The sequence below is a fragment of the Dorea sp. 210702-DFI.3.125 genome (assembly GCF_020560945.1).
Lineage (GTDB): Bacteria > Bacillota > Clostridia > Lachnospirales > Lachnospiraceae > Dorea > Dorea formicigenerans.
This window is the reverse complement of the sequence record NZ_JAJCNF010000016.1, coordinates 39,356-56,559: the sequence shown is the minus strand read 5'-3', so window position 1 is coordinate 56,559 and position 17,204 is coordinate 39,356. Positions and strand designations below refer to the sequence as shown.

Below are 17,204 nucleotides of genomic sequence, written 5' to 3'. Positions count from 1 at the left end.
AATAATTAGGAAATATAAAATAGGAAGAAACAATGATTCAGGGAGTACTTTTTGATATGGACGGGCTTATGTTCGATACGGAAAGAATCGGATACGAAGGCTGGAAATATGCAGGAAAAAAGCTTGGCATTCATATGAAAGATGAATTGATTGCGTCTTTTCGTGGAACCGGAGAAAAAGAAAAGCGAAGACATTTCAAAGAAGCATTTGGAAGTGAAGAGCTGTATGATGAAGCATTTACGCTTCGGACGGTATATGCAAAAGAATGGATCGATAAGAGTGGGCTTCCGGTAAAGAAAGGGCTGGTGGAGCTGCTGGAGTATTTGAAAAGAGAAAATATTCCGGCGGCGCTCGCAACCTCGACAAACCGCAAGAAAGCGATGGGTTATCTGGATATGGCAAATGTAACAGAATATTTCCGTGCATCAGTGTGCGGTGATGAAGTGAAGGCAGCGAAGCCTGCTGGTGATATCTTCATAGCTGCGGCAGAGGCACTGGGAGTTTCGACAGAGAAATGTCTTGTTTTGGAAGACAGCCCAAATGGTCTGAAGGCTGCAAAAAATGCTGGCTGCAAAGCGATTGTAATCCCAGATCTGTCCCCGGCACCTAAGAAAGAAGAAGGCCTGTGGGATGCGAAAGTTTCGAATTTAAAAGAGGTTATAGAAATCATAAAGAATCTTTGATACAGGAGGAAATATCATGGAATATATTATTGGAATCCTGCTGCTCATCTCATTTGTAGGGTTGGCCGTATACGCAGTGCGCGGCGGTAACCTGATGATGGGTATGCTGATTATGGCAATTATTTGGACAGTGCTTCCACTTATTGGAAATACATTTGCGACAAATCCGGAATTTATTGGTTCTTATCCGGGAATCACGGATATCAGTGTTGTTGATGCAATTACAAAAGTTTTCCAGTCCGGTCCGGAAGGCTGGGGAAATGTACTTGTAAATGTTGTATTTGGTGCATGGTTTGGACGTGTTCTTCTTCAGACAGGTATTGCAGATGCACTGATCCGTAAAGCGGTTGAGCTTGGTGGAGACAAACCGGTTATCATCTGTGTATTACTCTCTACAGTTACAACAGCAATCTTTTCAACATTATTTGGCGCAGGTGCCGTTGTAGCGATTGGAGTGATCATTCTTCCAATCCTTATGAGTCTTGGTATTCCTAAGACACTTTCCATCGGATCCTTCATGATGAGTGTCGGAGCCGGAATGTATTTAAATCCGGTACTTACCGGACAGTTCCTCGGATTCTTCCTTGGAGAAGATGGAAAACAGCTCATCACTTATGATGATCCTGCACGTCTTCACTGGGCGATCATCGGAGTTGCAGTACAGCTTCTTGTAGTAATTGTTATGTGTGTTGTGACACTTGGAAAGAAGAAAACCGTTCATGCATGGAGCGCATCTGCAGCAAGAAAAGCCCGCCCGGGATATGTTCCGACAATTGCTCTGATCGCACCGATCATCCCGGTTGTACTTCTTGTAGTATTTAATGTACCGATCATTCTTGGATTTACAATTGGAAGTTTCTATGCATTATTCGTATGTAAGAAATTGACATCATTTCGCGGTGCATGCCGTGTACTGAATAAGGATTTCTATGATGGTGTTGTTGACACTGCACCGCTGGTAGGATTCCTGCTTATGATTCCGATGTTCAACAAAGCAGCAGAGCTTTGCGTGCCATATTTTAATGCACTTCTTGGAAATATTATTCCGAATAATACACTGGTTATCAGCATTGTATTTGCAATTCTTGCGCCACTTGGACTGTTCCGTGGACCATTTACACTGTTCGGCTGCGGAGCTGCAACACTTGGAATCCTGAAAGGAATCGGATTCCCAACACCATATCTGTATGCACTGATGGTCATTCCTTCTATTACAATGAATGTATCGATCTGTATGACACAGAGCTGGATTGCATGGGGAGTAAGCTACTCAAAAGTATCCACAAGAGAACATCTGAAGATGACACTGCCATATGCATGGCTTGTATGTATCATTATGCAGGCGATCACATATGTTATGTTCGGTTAAGGAGGGCGTGAAAAAATGAGTGATAGAAAAGTACGTATGGGTATTGACGTAGGTGGAACACATACAAAAGCGGTTGCCATTGACAATGCCACACATGAAATAATTGGAAAATCTTCTGTAAAGACAACTCACGATGATAAAGCAGGCGTAGCAGCCGGTGTTGTAGCAGCATTTCAGAATTGTCTGCGGGAAAATAATATTGACCCGAAAGATGTCATTTTCGTAGCACATTCTACGACCCAGGCAACCAATGCCTTAATCGAAGGTGACGTTGCAAAGGTTGGTGTTGTTGGTGTCGGCCCGAAAGGAATCGGCGGACTCATTGCAAAAGCTCAGACAAATATGAAAGACATCAATCTTGGGTCCGGACGTTTTATCCGTCTTAAAAATCGTTACATCTGTGATGAAAAACTGTCCGACCAGGCTGTGACAGACACGATTAAATCTTTAGTTGGAGATGGCGCAGAGGTTATCGTTGCCAGTGAGTCTTTCGGCGTAGATGATATGGAAAATGAGACTGGCATCTGCAAGATTGCAAAAGACATGGGACTTGAAGCAACAGCAGCCAGTGAGATCACAAAACTTTACGGACTGACAAGACGTACCCGTACAGCAGCGATCAATGCGTCTATTCTTCCGAAAATGCTTAACACTGCAAACTCTACAGAGCAAAGTGTTAAGAGTGCAGGTGTTGAAGTTCCGCTGATGATCATGCGTGGTGACGGTGGAGTTATGGAGATCAGTGAGATGAAAAAACGTCCGGTACTGACCATGTTATCCGGTCCGGCCGCATCTGTTATGGGAAGTCTGATGTATCTGCGTGCTTCTAATGGTGTATACTTTGAAGTAGGTGGAACAACGACCAATATCGGTGTTATCAAAGATGGACGTCCTGCTATCGATTATTCTGTAGTTGGCGGACATCGTACATATATCAGCAGCTTAGATGTACGAGTTCTCGGTGTTGCCGGAGGAAGTATGGTTCGTGCAGATAAGAACGGAGTAAAAGATGTAGGACCACGTTCCGCACATATCGCAGGTCTTGATTATGCAGTATTTACACCGGAAGAAGAAATTGTAGATCCGAAAGTTGTATTCTTCAGCCCGAAAGAAGGAGATCCGGAGGACTATGTTGCAATCGAATTAAAGAATGGAAAACGTATCACCATTACGAATACATGTGCAGCCAATGTGCTTGGTCTTATTAAGCCGGAATATTTCGCATATGGAAATGCAAATGCAGCAAGAAAGGCAATGCAGCCGCTGGCAGATTACATGGGAAAAACTGTAGAAGAAGTTGCAACTCAGATCCTGACAAGGGCTTACGAAAAGATTGAGCCGATCATTATGGATCTGGCTGACAAATACCGTCTGGAAAAAGACCAAATCAGTCTGGTCGGAGTTGGTGGAGGAGCAGCGGCTCTTATCGGATTCTGTTCTGATAAAATGGGACTGCGCTATTCAATCCCGGACAATGCAGAAGTTATTTCTTCTATCGGAGTTGCGCTTGCAATGGTACGAGACGTTGTAGAACGTGTTGTTCCGAACCCGACACCGGAAGATATCCGCTCCATCAAAGCTGAGGCAATTGATAAGGCTGTAGAAAGTGGTGCGGCAGCAGACAGCGTAGATGTACATATTGAGATCGACCCGCAGACATCAAAACTGACAGCCATTGCCCTTGGATCAACAGAAGTTAAGACAACGGACCTCTTAAAAGAGTGTACAGCTAAGGAAGCAAGAGAACTGGCGGCTGAAGACTTGAAGGTTGCTCCGTCAGAAGTAAATGAAGAATGTGCAACAAAGAACTTCTATGTATTTGCTATAGAAGGAAAAGGAAAACATCCGGTTCGTATTCTGGATAAAAAAGGATTTATCAAGGTTCAGAGAAATGACGGAAAAGCAATTCTTTGTAAAGCCGGAAGCTATCGTAATATCGTATCTCAGTTATGGGAAGAGCTTGCAATTTATCAGCAGGACGCAATCCTTCGCCCGGACTATTACATTTGTGCCGGTGCGCGTGTCATGGATTTCTCAGGTTCTGTAGACCTTGATAAGATCATGATGCTGATGGAAGTGGAAATGCAGATGATAGATCCAGGTGATGATGTCATCATCGTAGGAGCAAAGAACAGTTTATAGATCAATCATGATCCGTGGCATCTAAGGATGCAGAGGTATAAAATATATGGGAAGACAGGAAAAGTGGAACAGACTTATAGACGCATTTTCAGGAAAGGGAACTGCCTTTTCTATGCCGGAATATCCCAAAGTTCCGTTTCCGGAAATGATAGAGAAACTGGGGGCTTTGACAGAGGAAGACTGGGGAAAATATGCATTTAGCAGAGAGCCTTTAGAAGGAAGGTTCAGTAACGAGCAGAAAATGCAGTATACGCACAAAGCGAATGATTGCGGTCGAGAGTGGGCTGAAAAAATCGCGAGGCAGTATGGAACGAGAAATCCGGGAGAATTAGCTGAAAAACTTGGGATGAAAGTAAAAACTCCAAAAGTCCCGGTAGGAGGCGGTCTGGTGCTTTTTGCTCAATTTGTAGAACCGGACGAGATCACTATCTTTACGGATTGTGTGGATAAAGCTTCAAGATTGGAAGAAGAGTGTGGATGTGATCTGCTTCGCAGAGAAAATCTTACCAATACATTGCTTGCTCATGAATTATTTCATGCAGTAGAGGAGCAGCACGTGAAAGAAATCTATACAAGAACAGAAAGGGTAGAACTCTGGAGAAAACCGTTTTCCAATAAATCTACGATTTCCTGTCTTTCTGAGATTGCGGCTATGGCATTCGCAGGGAAACTTCTGGATTTGAAGGTGTCCCCGTATATGTTAGATGTACTTCTCGTGTATTCTTATGATAAGAATGCAGCATGGGGACTATACGATGAAATCATGAACATGACAAAGAAGCAGTGAACACTGTAGGAGGAAATAAATGTTAACAACGAATATTACATTAGCTGAGAAGTATGATTACCTCAGTGATAAGTTTAAAAAAGCATTTACATTTTTAAGAGAAACAGATCTTGCATCACTTCCGATCGGAAGAACAGAGATTGATGGAGATGAAGTTTATGCAAGTGTGCAGAGCTATACAACTATGACTGTAGAAGAATGTGCATTTGAAAGTCATCTGGAATATTTTGATGTACAGTATGTGGTAGAAGGAGAAGAATGCTTTGGGTATGAGCCGGTGAAAAATCTGACACCTTCTATGGACTACGATGCAGAAAGAGACCTGATTTTCTACAATGAGCCAGACGATGCAGGCTCTGTAATCCTGAAGGCCGGAGATTTTGCCATTGTTCCGCCGGAAGACGGACATGCACCGAGACGTATGACAAAGAATGGTCCATGTCCGGTGAAGAAAATTGTTGTAAAAGTGAAGCTGTAAAAGGTAGAAGCATGTCATGCAATTGCATGACGCGCACCTCGCGGCAAGAATGCCGAGGCATTCTTGAAGAAAGAAGTATTAAAAAAGCAGTAAAATAACTGAGCAGGAATATATTAGGAGGAAAGTGCAATGAAGAGTTCATTTCGTTGGTACGGAGACAGTGATCCGGTAACATTAGATAAGATTCGTCAGATTCCGGGGATGCGTTCTATCGTTTCCGCTGTCTATGATGTAAAACCGGGAGAAGTATGGCCGGAAGAAAGTATCAAACATCTGGTAGATGAATGCCGGGAGCATGGATTAATTTTTGATGTTGTAGAATCCATTCCGGTAACGGAAGAGATCAAACTTGGAAGACCGGGAAGAGACCGTCACATTGAGAATTATTGCGAGTCTATCCGCAGATGCGCAAAATACGGGATTAAATGTGTGACATATAATTTTATGCCGGTATTTGACTGGACAAGAACACAGCTTGACAAAGAAGCAGAAGATGGTTCCACAAGTCTTGTAATGTACTGGGAACAGATGAAAGGTCTGGATCCATTAAAAGACGATATTCATCTTCCGGGCTGGGATTCCAGCTATACACAGGATGAAGTCCGTGAATTGATCCGTGCCTATGGTGAAATAGGAGAAAAAGGACTTTGGGAAAACATTGAATATTTCCTGAAACGTGTCATTCCGGTAGCGGAAGAGTGCGGCGTTGTCATGGCGCTTCATCCGGATGATCCTCCGTATCCGATTTTTGGACTTCCAAGAGTGATCACATGCGAGGAGAATCTGGATCGATATCTTTCTATTGTGGACAGCCCGGCTAACAGCTTGTGCTTGTGTACAGGATCCCTGGGGAGTTCGCCGAAAAATGATATCCCGGCTATGGTACGCAAATATTCTTCAATGAATCGAATTGGATTTATGCATATCCGAAATGTAAAGATCCTTCCGGATACATCATTTGAAGAGTCTGGACATCTGACACAGAATGGCTCTCTTGATATGAATGCAATTGTGAAAGCATTGGTAGAGACTGGATTTGACGGATATTTCCGCCCGGATCACGGACGTATGATCTGGGGAGAGACAGGAAAACCAGGTTACGGATTATATGACCGTGCACTCGGAACAGCTTATATTAATGGTTTGATTGAGGCCAATGGCGGAGTGATCGAATAAAATTATAGAAGAGAATAAAAATAAAGAGCTTCATACACAGCCAGAAAAGTTGTGTGTGAAGCTCTTTTTTGCATGAATGAAAATAGTATATTTGTTTTAAATGTGCAGATTTGGGTGTTGCGATGAATATGCCGAAAAAAGTAGATATAAGGAAAATGCATAAAAAAATCACTGATTATCATAGAAATTTGATAATAAATACAAAAATATTCTATGTTCTAAACAGGGTATAGTGATTATAATGGAATTAGTTGATTGGTTCAAGGAAAATTGAAGCAAAATGAACAAATGGGAGGAAACAAAATGAAAAAAAGAAGAGTATTAGCAGCAATTATGACAGCTACACTTGCGTTATCACTTGCAGGTTGTGGTGGATCCTCAGGAGATTCTAAATCATCAGGATCATCAGACGGTTCCGTAGCAAATGCAGACAAACCGCTTTGCTGGTTCAACCGTCAGCCATCTAACAGTTCTACGGGAGAACTTGACAAAGAGGCTCTGAACTTCAATGATGATACATACTATGTAGGATTTGATGCTAACCAGGGAGCTGAACTGCAGGGACAGATGGTTGTTGACTACATCAAAGCTAATGCAGACAAGATTGACAGAAACGGTGATGGAGTAATCGGATATGTACTTGCAATTGGTGATATCGGACATAACGATTCTATCGCTCGTACACGTGGTGTTCGTTCTGCTCTTGGAACAGGTATTGATGCAAACGGTGAAGTTGATTCTACACCAGCAGGAACTAACGTAGACGGAAAAGCAAAAGTTGTTAAAGATGCAACTCTTGATGTAAATGGAAAGACATATACAATTCGTGAGCTTGCTTCTCAGGAGATGAAGAACTCAGCAGGAGCTACATGGGATGCAGCAACAGCTGGTAACGCAATCGGAACATGGTCAGCTTCTTTTGGAGAGCAGATCGATGTTGTTGTTTCTAACAATGACGGTATGGGAATGTCAATGTTCAACGCTTGGGCAAAAGACAACAAAGTTCCTACATTCGGATATGATGCTAACAGTGATGCTGTAGCAGCAATTGCTGAAGGATACGGCGGAACAATTTCACAGCATGCAGATGTACAGGCTTACCTGACACTGAGAGTTCTTCGTAACGCACTTGACGGAGTAGATGTTGATACAGGTATCGGTACAGCAGATGATGCTGGTAACTGCCTGACAGAAGGTGAAGACTACAGATACAGTGAAGAGGACAGATCATACTACGCATTAAACGTAGCTGTAACAGCTGACAACTACAAAGACTTTACAGATTCAACAAAGGTTTACGACAAAGTTTCCAAACAGCTTGATTCTTCTAAGAGTCCATCTAAGAAAGTATGGCTTGACATTTACAATGCATCAGATAACTTCCTGAGCTCAACATATCAGCCACTGCTTGAGAATTATGATGATCTTCTGAACCTGACAGTTGATTACATCGGTGGAGATGGACAGACAGAGTCTAACATCACAAACCGTCTTGGAAATCCAAGCGAGTACGATGCATTTGCAATTAACATGGTTAAAACAGACAATGCATCATCTTATACATCACTTCTTAAATAATAAGAGATTGATTACCAGTAAATTAATGAAACAAAGAGGGGTGTCAGAGATGATACCCTTCTTTCGCTAAGAAAAGGAAGCAGGGCTATGACAGAGGATAAGAATAAATACATCTTATCGATTAAAGGTATGAGTAAGTCATTCGGCAGAAATAAGGTTCTAAAACATATTGACCTGAATGTCAAACCTGGAACCATTATGGGACTTATGGGTGAAAATGGTGCCGGAAAATCGACAATGATGAAATGTCTCTTTGGAACCTATCAGAAAGATGAGGGGACAATTATATTAGATGGCCGGGAAGTGAATTTTTCTGGACCGAAAGATGCACTGGAAAATGGTGTAGCGATGGTACACCAGGAATTGAACCAGTGTCTGGAGAGAAGTGTTATCGACAATATGTTTCTTGGTCGATATCCAAAAAACTCTTTTGGAGTTGTTGATGAAGCAAGAATGAAAAAGGAAACATCAAATCTGTTCCGTCAACTTGGAATAACTGTGAACCTGACTCAGCCAATGAAGAAAATGTCTGTGTCACAGCGCCAGATGTGTGAAATCGCGAAAGCAATTTCATATCATTCTAAGGTGATTGTATTAGATGAGCCAACATCATCACTTACAGCACCAGAGGTAGAAAAGCTTTTCAAAATGATGCGTCAGTTGAAAGCACAGGGAATTTCACTGATTTATATTTCACACAAGATGGACGAGATTTTTGAAATTTGTGATGAAATATCAGTACTTCGAGATGGAAGTCTTGTTATGACTAAGGATAGTAAAGATACTGATATGAATGAGCTGATCGCAGCGATGGTTGGCCGTTCATTGGATAACAGATTCCCACCTGTAGATAATGAACCGGGAGAGAAAATTCTCTCTGTACAAAATCTTTCAACAAAATATGCACCAAAGATTCAGAATGTATCCTTTGATATCAGAAAAGGAGAGATATTCGGATTTTATGGTCTGGTAGGAGCAGGACGTACGGAACTTCTGGAGACAATCTTCGGAATACGTACAAGAGCAGAAGGAAATGTAATTTATGATGGAAAAGTTATGAACTTTTCCTCCCCGAAAGATGCAATGGATCATGGATTTGCTCTGATTACAGAGGAAAGAAAAGCCAATGGTCTGTTCTTAAAAGGTGATATTACATTTAATACTACCATTGCCAATATGAGTCATTATAAGAGCGGCGTTGCATTGTCTCATGACAGAATGGTACGTGCGACCGCAGAGGAGATCAAGATCATGCATACTAAATGTATGGGACCAGATGATATGATCACAAGCCTTTCCGGAGGAAATCAGCAGAAAGTTATCTTCGGTAAATGGCTGGAGCGTTCACCGAGCGTATTCATGATGGATGATCCGACCCGAGGAATTGATGTAGGTGCAAAATACGAGATTTATGAACTGATTATCAATATGGCAAAGCAAGGAAAGACAATTATTGTAGTTTCTTCAGAGATGCCTGAAATTCTTGGAATTACGAATCGAATTGGCGTTATGTCAAATGGACGTCTGGCCGGAATCGTAAATACAAAAGAGACAAATCAGGAAGAATTATTGAGACTCAGTGCGAAATATTTGTAACAGAGAGGAGTATTAGATATGGCAGAGAACAACGTAATTATTTCGGCTGAAGAAGAAGCAAAGCTTTTAAAGCCGATTGACGAATATGTTGGTAAGATACAGGCTCAGATCGATGCACTTCGTGTAGAAGGATCTGACAAAGTCAATAGTTTAAAAAATCAGATTGCAATTGCAAAAGAGAATAAGAATTTAACAAAAGAGCAGCAGAACAAGATTATTGAGGAAAGCAAAAAACAACTGGAGAAAGCAAAAGCAACAGAGGATGCAAATAAAGAGCAGATTACAAAGTTGATCGCAGATGCAGAAGGTTATCTTTCCAAGCATTACAGCAGTGAATATTATGACATTGTTGTCAAGAGCTGTGAAGCTGAGAAGAAAGCAGAAAACAGCAGCTTTGAAAAAACTAAAACACAGCTTCAGGAAGAGCATAAGAAAGCACTTGGAAGCCTGAAAGATGCAGAAGAGATCAAAGCAGAGAAGTATACATATAAGAATAAATTATATGATGCGCAGATGGCACATGAGTCCAGACTTCAGGAGATCAAGGACAGAAAACATGATGCATTTATGCATAAGTTCCATTTGATTGATCTTCTGAGAATGTCAAAATACACATTTGCTCAGAAGCAGGCACAGAAAATTGAAAATTACAAATATACATTCAATATGACACAGTTCCTGTATAAGAATGGTCTGTATATTGTAATTATCCTGATCTTTATTGCTCTGTGTATCATTACACCAATTGTGAAAAATACACAGCTCTTTACAGTAACGAATATCCTGAATATCTTACAGCAGGCTTCACCGCGAATGTTCCTCGCACTTGGTGTTGCAGGCCTGATCCTCTTAACAGGTACCGACCTTTCTGTAGGACGTATGGTTGGTATGGGTATGGTTACAGCAACCATTATTATGCATAACGGAATTAACACCGGTGGTGTATTTGGTCACATTTTTGATTTTTCCAATATGGGAACAATTCCAAAAGCATTATTAGCATTAGGTGTATGTATCATTCTTACAACCGTATTTGCTATGATCGCCGGATTCTTTATGGCAAGATTTAAGATGCATCCATTCATTTCAACAATGGCGAACATGTTGATTATCTTCGGTCTTGTTACATATGCAACAAAGGGAGTTTCTTTTGGAGCAATTGATCCGGCAATTCCGAATATCTTTATTCCAAAGGCAGGAAGATTCCCAATGATTATTTTATGGGCAATCATCGCAGTAGTTGTTGTATGGTTCATCTGGAACAAGACAACATTTGGAAAGAACCTTTATGCAGTCGGTGGAAACCCAGAGGCAGCAACCGTATCCGGTATTTCCGTATTCAAAGTAACAATGGGAGCATTTATCATGGCAGGTATTCTTTATGGATTTGGTTCCTGGCTCGAGTGTCTCCGAATGGTTGGATCTGGTAGTGCAGCTTATGGACAGGGCTGGGATATGGACGCTATTGCAGCCTGCGTAGTTGGTGGAGTTTCCTTTACTGGTGGTATCGGTAAGATTTCAGGAGTTGTAACTGGTGTATTGATCTTTACATCTCTGACATACTCTCTGACAATTCTTGGTATTGATACAAACCTTCAGTTTATCTTTGAAGGTATCATTATTCTGGCAGCCGTTACACTTGACTGTCTGAAATATGTACAGAAAAAATAATAGTTAAAAAAGGCTGTTTACGCAGGTAAACATAAAAGGTGAAAGCCGCCCTGCTCGTCTTATAGATGAAAGGGGCGGCTTTTATAATATAGCAGGAGTCTTAAGAGAATTCCTGCTATATTATAAAAGTCGCTGGAAGTTGTATAATGATTGTTTAGAATCCGGGGCATATTTGATATAATGAATGGGGATTAAAAGTTCCCGATTTATGATAAAAAACTTGAAATAGGGACAAAAAGGGGATTAAGATGGAACGATATAAAGTAATTCTTGTGGATGATGAAGAAGAAGTCATTGATGTCATGGAAGCAAAGATCCGCTGGAATGAATTAGGGTTTGAAGTAGTAGGAAGCGCGACAAATGGAGTGAAGGCATTAGAATTGATAGAAAAGCTTCAGCCGGATGTCGTTTTAACCGATATCAAGATGCCTTATATGGACGGACTGGAACTGGCCAGAAGAGTGCGTGCGGATTATCCGAATATATACATTATGCTCTGTACCGGTTTTGATGAGTTTGAATATGCGAAGGAAGCAGTACATCTTGAGATCAAGGAATATATGTTAAAGCCGATCAATGCGGTGGAATTATCAGAATGTCTGACAAGGTTAAAAGATACGTTAGATAAAGAACGGGAAGAGAAGTTAAATGTAAAGAAACTGGAAGATTATTTCCAGGAAGCGCTCCCGGCATTAAAATCTAATTTTTTGATTTCACTGATTGAAGGAAGAGTGAGTGAAGAAGATTACAAGAGATTTCTGACAGCATATCAGATCGATATGAAGGGACCGCTTTTTTGCTGTGTTGTATTTCATACTTCGGCGAATCATGTACCGGAGGGGATGGATTCGCTGCTTTTGTCCATGTCGGTAGACCGGGAAATCAAGCAGAGGCTGGCAGAAAAATGGAAGTGTCAGGAGTTTATCTATCTTGGTAATACAGTTTTAGTACTGGAAGTGGACACGGAGGAGAATCTTGTTCAGATTACCGATGAATGTGACAGGTTCTGTCGATGGGCCTATCGGATTATGGGAGCAGTTGTCACAGCAGGAGTAGGAACGACATGTGAAAGTCTTTATGATATCAGTACATCTTACGAAGGCGCCAGAGAAGCAGTTTCCTATAGAGTTTTGTATGGAACAAAGCGGGCAATCAATATTGGAGAAATCGTACCAAAAGAATCGAAAATCCAGACGCAGCAGGAAGAAGCGAGAATGCATGAGCTATTTCGTGCTATTCATGTAGGCGATGAGGAAGAGATTGAGAAAGCGGCCAGAAAAGAGATTGAAAAACTTCATAAAAATGCAAAGACGATTGGACAGTACAACCTTGCTACCATGGAGATCGTAAGCGGCTACTTTAAATTCTGCTCCAATAATTCACTGGATTTTAATGAAATGTCCGGAAATGTACCGAATTTATATCAAAAAGTATCCCAGATGGATGAAAGTGCACTGACATCCTGGATCATAGGTATGTCGCTGAAAATCAGCGAACAGTTGAAAAATGCCAGAAACAGTACGTCAAGACGTCTTGTGACAGAGGCTCAGAATATTGTGAGAGAAAGATATATGGAGTCAGAGATCACACTTGACGATGTGTGTTCAGCACTTGGAGTTTCCAATTCATATTTTTCTTCTATATTCAAAAAGGAGATGGGAAAATCTTTTATTTCTTATCTAACCGATTACAGGATGGATATTGCGGCAGAGATGATACTGAATACGACAGAAAAGAGTTATACCATTGCAGAAAAAGTAGGATATCTGGATGCAAATTATTTCAGCTATGTTTTTAAAAAGAGATTTGGGATGTCACCTTCAAAATATCGGAATGAACATTTAAAGAAATAATCCATATGAGGGGAAAAGAAAGCGTGAAGAAAAGAAAAGGCGGATTTAACATACAATCCATTATCATGTCTGTTCTTATGGCATCGACACTGATTACAATTACTATAATGGGATTGCTGCTTTACCACAGATTCAAACTGGCAATGGATAATACCGCTGTATCAAATACGGAAGCAACGGTCGAAAGCAGCGTGGACCGGTTGAATTCTGATCTGTTAGATATCAGACAGATTTTTAATGCGGCTAACTACAATATTATTCAGGAATTTGATATTTCCAGTCAGGAATTTGCAAAGCAGTTCAGTCTGCTGTATGAGACGAATTCAGATAAGATACAGAGTATGGCATTGTATGGAAGTGATGGAAATCTTATTGCTTCAGAGCCGGTATCTTTAGAAAAAGAAAATGTAGAGATTAAAAACCAGGACTGGTATCAGAATGCGGAAAATGCGATTGAAAATATTCATTTTTCCATGCCTCATGTACAGAACTTGTTCCAGGACGGAACTTATCGGTATCATCGAGTCATTTCGCTCAGCCGTTCGGTTGATATTAATGACGGAGATAGACCGGGGAGCGGAGTGCTTCTGGTAGATATGAAATATTCTGTTGTTGAAAATGTTTTAAAGCAGATCAATGAGTCTTCGGACGGAGTTTACTATTATGTTTGTAATCGGGACGGGGAGCTTCTCTATCATCCAAGAAGAGCAGAGATAGACCGTGAATTATTCAAAGAGAACAGCCTTAAGGCAGCAGGATATGAGGATGGAGTCTATGAGATATCGTCTGGCAATGGTAAAGAAAATGTTATTGTCGGAAGTATTTCCTATACAGGCTGGAAACTGATCGGTGTGATACCGGAAAGTGTGCAGACAGCCAATATTAACAACTTCAGATATTATATTTTTACAACGATCATTATATTGATGATGCTGCTTTTGGAGGGAAACCGGTTAATTTCCCAGAAAGTATCAAAGCCGCTTCGCGAGTTAGATGCTTCCGTGAAGGCTTATGAAGCCGGAGAAAAACCGGATATTTATATTGGAGGCTCTTTGGAAGTACGACATCTTGGATATTCCGTGCAGAAATCATATGAACAGATTGAACAGTTGATGGAAGAAATTATGCGTCAGCAAAACGAGCGGAGAAAAAGTGAACTGGATGCGCTTCAGAGTCAGATCAATCCACATTTTCTTTATAATACGTTGGAATCTATCACCTGGATGGTAGAAGCACAGAAGAATCGAGAAGCGGTCATTATGATTTCTGAGCTTGCAAAACTGTTGAGAGTCAGCCTGTCAAGGGGTAAGACGATTATTCCGATCAAGGATGAACTTCAGCATAGCCGTAGTTATATGAATATTCAACTGGTACGCTATAAAGAAAGATTTAAGATAGATTTTCAGATAGATGAAGAACTTTATAATTACTGTATTGTAAAGCTGGTCATCCAGCCTATTTTGGAAAATGCGATTTATTACGGAGTCGGACATATGGATGAAGACGATGATGGAAGAATTGTAGTATCCGGGGAAAAGAAAGACAATGATATATACATTAGTATAGAAGATAATGGAATGGGAATGCGCAAAGAAGTGTTGGAAAATATTTTGACAGATAACAACAAAGTTCCAAAACATGGGTCAGGAGTCGGAGTTATTAATGTTCATTCCCGAATTAAACTGATGTTTGGTGAAGGATACGGACTTACTGTCTACAGTGAACCTGATGAAGGAACGAAAGTCGTTATTCACATTCCGGCAATCCCATACACAAAAGAAAATGCAGAAAAGCTGGAAATGCAAAAATACAGCCAGAGGGGGGAAGCATATGAAAAAGAATAAAATAACATTCTTTGCTATGGAATTGATTCTTCTTGTATTGGCACTGTTTTTTGTGTGGAAGATTTTTATTCAGAACGTGCCGGAAAAAAGAGTAGCCGTAATACTTCCGGAATCCGGAGACCAGAGATGGGATTCTCTGATCAAAGGAATGAAGCAGTCGGCAAAAGAGAATCATATACATCTGGTCATTTGCAACACAGATGATATTGAAAATGCAGAAGCAGAAAAAGAAGCTATCGAAGAGCAGAAAAATAATCATATCGATGCATTTATTGTGCTTCCTGCACCTGGAACAGATACAAAAGAGATGTTGACAAAAGAATGTTCAGATGTTCCGGTTATTTTGGTCGTGGAAGATCTGTATACCGAAGACGCAGAAGCAACATCGAAGTTTTCGGTAGTCGCACCAGATTACTATGAGATGGGAAAATATATTGGCGGACAGATAAATTCAAGAAAACAGACCATAGGAATTGTTGTGGGAAGGAAAGATACGGAAGCGGCAGCCAGTGCAGTCCGCGGGCTTACGGATGCACTGGAAGGTTCCGACTGTCAGATCCTATGGCATTATTATCAGGAAAAAGACCAGGATGTCTGCGAGAAAGTGAAAGAACAGCCAAAAGTAGATACGCTGGTAGTGTTAGATCCCGGTGCATTAGATCAACTGGGAGACCAGTTTGAAGAAACGCAGGAAGAAACGCAGGAGGAAGCACAGGAAGAAACACAAGAACAGGGAGCAGGAACGAAGATTTATGGGATCGGAAGCAGTATGAAAGCAATTGCACTTCAGGATTACGGAAAGACACAAGGGCTTGTCGTACTGGATGGATATGAGATAGGATATAAAAGTGTAGAAGAAATTGCAAAGAAAATAAAAAACAGACTTTACAAAATGGAAAGCCACGAAACGGAAGTAAAGATTATGGATCAGGATACTAAGCTTTTAGATGACGAAATAGAAAGGTTTTTATATTCCTATGAGTAAAAAATGTAGAAAAAAAAGTGTCTGTGCAGTTGTTGTAATGGTAGCGATGCTGTGTATTTCCGGCTGTGGATCAGGAAAAATAAAATCTGATAAAGTGTTGCGTGTAGGTGTTGTAACATATACACAGGATGATCCTTTTATCAATGCATTGGCAGATAAGCTAAAAGAAAATCTGAAATCTATGGAAACAGAAGATATGAAGATTACCGTATCTGTAAAAAATGGAAATGATGATCAGCAGGATCAGAATGATATAGTGGAAGAGATGATTGATGCCGGTTGTGATGTTTTGTGCGTCAATCTGGTAGACAGAACTGCTCCGTCCCGGATCATCAGGCTGGCAAAACAGAATGACATCCCGATTATTTTCTTTAACAGGGAACCGGTCTGGGAGGATTTGATGCAGTGGGAAGACCTGTATTATGTAGGTTGTGACGCAGAACAATCTGGAGTGATGCAGGGAGAGATAGCGGCAGATTATATTAAAAATCATCCGGAAGTAGACAAGAATCGGGATGGTGAAATACAATATGTATTGTTGGAAGGAGAAGCTGGGCATCAGGATGCAATCAGCAGAACGGATTTCTCTGTAAAAACATTGATCGAGAAAGAGGTAAATCTGGAAAAATTAAGTTATCAGTTCGCAGATTGGAACCGGGGACAGGCCGAAAACCGGATGAACCGCCTGATCAGTCAGTATAAAGATGGAATTGAACTTGTCATTTCTAACAATGATGAAATGGCACTTGGAGCTGTGGAGGCATATCGAAAAGCCGGATATGAACAGGCAGAGTGGCCGGTCATTTTCGGTATTGATGGATTAGATGATGCATTGGAAGCAATAAAAGCTGGTGAAATGCAGGGGACAGTGTATAATGATAAAGAAGATCAGGCGTTGCAGATAGCGAAGCTAGCTGTAGAGATTTTCCGAGGAGAAGATGTGAACCGAAACAAGTTAAAAGAAGGCAGGTATTATGTTTCTGAGTATCAGCCGGTATACAGCAGTAATGTGGAAGATTTTATAAAAAGACAGACGAGGTAA

General features: G+C 40.9%; 13 protein-coding genes. All 13 read left to right on the top strand.

Annotated elements, in window-relative coordinates:
• The first annotated feature begins 32 nt into the window (after nt 1-32).
• The 13 genes from LI164_RS09155 (at nt 33) to LI164_RS09095 (ending at nt 17,204) form a co-directional block, all read left to right on the top strand.
• Nucleotides 33-683 (top strand): HAD family phosphatase, encoded by a 651-nt coding sequence (locus LI164_RS09155; protein WP_227087023.1) that lies wholly within the window; start codon nt 33-35, stop codon nt 681-683.
• A gap of 16 nt (nt 684-699) precedes the next feature.
• Complete coding sequence (locus LI164_RS09150) at nt 700-2,052, top strand: citrate transporter (RefSeq protein WP_117682786.1); 1,353 nt, start codon at nt 700-702, stop codon at nt 2,050-2,052.
• 15 nt (nt 2,053-2,067) lie between these two features.
• Nucleotides 2,068-4,194: a hydantoinase/oxoprolinase family protein gene (locus LI164_RS09145; protein ID WP_005333613.1), complete on the top strand. Its 2,127-nt coding sequence runs from the start codon at nt 2,068-2,070 to the stop codon at nt 4,192-4,194.
• A 46-nt stretch (nt 4,195-4,240) separates the two neighbouring features.
• Nucleotides 4,241-4,981, top strand: coding sequence for a hypothetical protein (locus LI164_RS09140; RefSeq protein ID WP_117682787.1), 741 nt, complete (start codon nt 4,241-4,243; stop codon nt 4,979-4,981).
• Nucleotides 4,982-5,000: 19 nt separating this feature from the next.
• Nucleotides 5,001-5,459: a YhcH/YjgK/YiaL family protein gene (locus LI164_RS09135; protein WP_005333617.1), complete on the top strand. Its 459-nt coding sequence runs from the start codon at nt 5,001-5,003 to the stop codon at nt 5,457-5,459.
• Between the two features lie 129 nt (nt 5,460-5,588).
• Nucleotides 5,589-6,635: a mannonate dehydratase gene (gene uxuA, locus LI164_RS09130; protein WP_117657280.1), complete on the top strand. Its 1,047-nt coding sequence runs from the start codon at nt 5,589-5,591 to the stop codon at nt 6,633-6,635.
• A 303-nt stretch (nt 6,636-6,938) separates the two neighbouring features.
• Nucleotides 6,939-8,213 carry a substrate-binding domain-containing protein gene (locus tag LI164_RS09125; protein ID WP_117682788.1) on the top strand — a complete coding sequence of 425 codons (1,275 nt, stop codon included), beginning with the start codon at nt 6,939-6,941 and terminating at the stop codon, nt 8,211-8,213.
• An 87-nt stretch (nt 8,214-8,300) separates the two neighbouring features.
• Nucleotides 8,301-9,809 (top strand): sugar ABC transporter ATP-binding protein, encoded by a 1,509-nt coding sequence (locus LI164_RS09120; protein ID WP_117682789.1) that lies wholly within the window; start codon nt 8,301-8,303, stop codon nt 9,807-9,809.
• 18 nt (nt 9,810-9,827) lie between these two features.
• Entirely contained in the window at nt 9,828-11,480 is a 1,653-nt protein-coding gene (locus tag LI164_RS09115) for a galactoside ABC transporter permease (protein ID WP_117682790.1), read from the top strand.
• A gap of 248 nt (nt 11,481-11,728) precedes the next feature.
• Nucleotides 11,729-13,333 carry a response regulator gene (locus tag LI164_RS09110; RefSeq protein ID WP_005333645.1) on the top strand — a complete coding sequence of 535 codons (1,605 nt, stop codon included), beginning with the start codon at nt 11,729-11,731 and terminating at the stop codon, nt 13,331-13,333.
• Between the two features lie 5 nt (nt 13,334-13,338).
• Complete coding sequence (locus LI164_RS09105; protein ID WP_215683421.1) at nt 13,339-15,177, top strand: sensor histidine kinase; 1,839 nt, start codon at nt 13,339-13,341, stop codon at nt 15,175-15,177.
• Entirely contained in the window at nt 15,164-16,162 is a 999-nt protein-coding gene (locus tag LI164_RS09100) for a substrate-binding domain-containing protein (RefSeq protein ID WP_117605798.1), read from the top strand. The genes LI164_RS09105 and LI164_RS09100 overlap by 14 nt, the downstream gene beginning before the upstream one ends.
• The gene (locus tag LI164_RS09095) at nt 16,155-17,204 is read left to right on the top strand and encodes a galactose ABC transporter substrate-binding protein (protein WP_022278853.1); all 1,050 of its coding nucleotides are present in this window, start codon (nt 16,155-16,157) and stop codon (nt 17,202-17,204) included. Before LI164_RS09100 ends, LI164_RS09095 begins: the two co-directional genes overlap by 8 nt.